Source organism: Bacteroides sp. CAG:189 (assembly GCF_000432295.1).
Taxonomy (GTDB): Bacteria; Bacteroidota; Bacteroidia; order Bacteroidales; family Bacteroidaceae; genus Bacteroides; species Bacteroides salyersiae.
Genome location: NZ_HF991076.1, coordinates 1 through 752 on the forward strand (window position 1 = coordinate 1; position 752 = coordinate 752).

Sequence of the window (752 nt, forward strand, 5' to 3'; positions counted from 1 at the left end):
AATATTAAACAGATATACTTGATTTGTCGCAAATCTTCAAGGGAGAAATCTTTTTCCCAACCAAACGGAATATAGCAGCCTTCCACAATCTGGTTCTGAGAATTTTCAATACAGGTCTTTATCATTTCCCGAACAATCGGCCACAGATATTCCGTCAGTTCTGCATCGCTGCTGTCAGCGGAAAGACCACACTGCCCGCTTCTGATAAGCCCCATTTTCAAATGGTCTATTGACAGATAAGGGTATTTATAGTATTCCAATAACCTTTGCGCCAGCAAGGTCTTCCCCGTATGGGTATCTCCCGCAATCAGAATAATCATTTTAGACTTTGTTATTATGGTTGTTACAACCCACATTCAAATAAAAACATTTCACATCGATCGTTAATGGCTATTTCCTTGTCAAAAGAAGAATAAGTTTTGACTTGAGTAAACCCGACTTCTTTCAAATATTCTTCCATTTCACCATACTTATAAAGGTGCGTCTGGAAATCCATAAATTCGCTTTGAATCAATTCCGTATCACTGTACATTTCATAAATTCCGGGAGAGAGCTGGGTCTGACTTTGCTCATCGTAATGGTTCTTCGACTTTAGCACCAGTTCAAAATTCTCCTTTGTCTTTACAGAAACCGCAATCGCATAATCATTGTCATCCGTACATCTATTGGCGATTGTATCAACAGCAAATACAAACTTACCCATTGGAGACAACCATTCTTTTATTCTGCACAAGATTTGTTTACACAAATCA

The 752-nt window shown here is 38.3% G+C and carries 2 pseudogenes; both read right to left on the reverse strand.

From position 1 onward, the window contains the following. A pseudogene (locus QVP90_RS11255) lies at nt 1-320 on the reverse strand (adenylate kinase); the annotation flags it as partial. Between the two features lie 23 nt (nt 321-343). Then, a pseudogene (locus tag QVP90_RS11260) lies at nt 344-752 on the reverse strand (class I SAM-dependent methyltransferase); the annotation flags it as partial.